Here is a 1166-nt window from a genome sequence, read left to right on the forward strand (position 1 = left end):
TCAGGCCTGCTAGTTCCAGCGCTCGCTGGGTTGTTCTTCTCATTTTGCACGCCGGTTAGACGGCAAGAACTGACTTAATTCACCGGACTTCTAGACCAGGACGAATTAGCAAAGCGGTTTGACTATATGATGCTGATCATCGAATTGGCTAAGCTTCAGGGAACACAATCGGTGAAGCCAATTCGCAAAGTCATGGAGACGGCAGAAAAGCTCTCCAAGTTGGGGACGATTCCTCAAATCGTCGCACAGCGACATGTCATAGAGAAGGTCATGACGGCAAAGTTCTGGGAAGAAGCGGACATCTTCGAAATGGAAAAAGTACGTGAAGCTTTACGGGATCTTATTAAGTTCCTGGAAAGGGAAACGCAGCAAATTTATTATACGAATTTTAAAGATGAATGGCTTGCTGTAGAGGAAAGTCGAGGCTTCTATAACACTAATGACCTGCAAAGTTACCGTAAAAAGGTTAGCCAATATTTACAAACTAACAAGGATCAAATAGCTATCTATAAATTACGCAACAATAAACCGATCACGAAACAAGACCTGGAGATGCTTGAACATATTTTATGGAAAGAACTCGGAACCAAAGAAGATTATGAGCGGGAATATAAAGACTTACCGGTAACGAAGCTTGTACGGACGGTCATAGGGCTTGATCAGGAGGCCGCGAATGAAGCCTTCATGGTTTTTCTACAAGAAAACCGTTTGAATGTCAATCAACTTCGGTTTGTGAGGCTGATTATCGATTATGTAGTGAAAAATGGTGTTATTGAAAAATCCGTACTCCAAGAGGAGCCGTTCCGCTCGGTTGGCAGCATAACGGAACTGTTCAGTAATAATCTGGACGATGCACGAGCAATTATCGGTATTATTGATACGATTAATAAGAACGCTGAGGTTGTTGGGGCTTAGTATTTTCGGATTGTAGATACTACTACTAATTTAATTACTTGCATCTGGGCGTAACTAAAATGGACATCTATTTTAGTTACGTCTTTTTTAAATTAACATTTTCGGGGTGAAGAAGTAATGATTAAAGAAATTTCCATTAAGAAGATAGCAACTTATGATAGGGCTTGCTGAACAAGATCAATTTAAGCTGCTCCCAACGCATGAGCCTAGACCGTGATTTTCTTTGCGGTTTTCATGCAAAAAATCGGACG

1 pseudogene is annotated in these 1166 nt (G+C 41.2%); it reads left to right on the plus strand.

What is annotated here, in order from left to right:
• Window positions 1–90: 90 nt before the first annotated feature.
• Window positions 91–915 (plus strand): annotated as a pseudogene (locus G485_RS0117535) (type I restriction-modification enzyme R subunit C-terminal domain-containing protein); the annotation flags it as partial.
• Window positions 916–1166 lie beyond the last annotated feature (251 nt).

Origin of the sequence: Cohnella thermotolerans DSM 17683 (assembly GCF_000429825.1) — a bacterium.
Classification (GTDB): Bacteria; Bacillota; Bacilli; order Paenibacillales; family Paenibacillaceae; genus Cohnella; species Cohnella thermotolerans.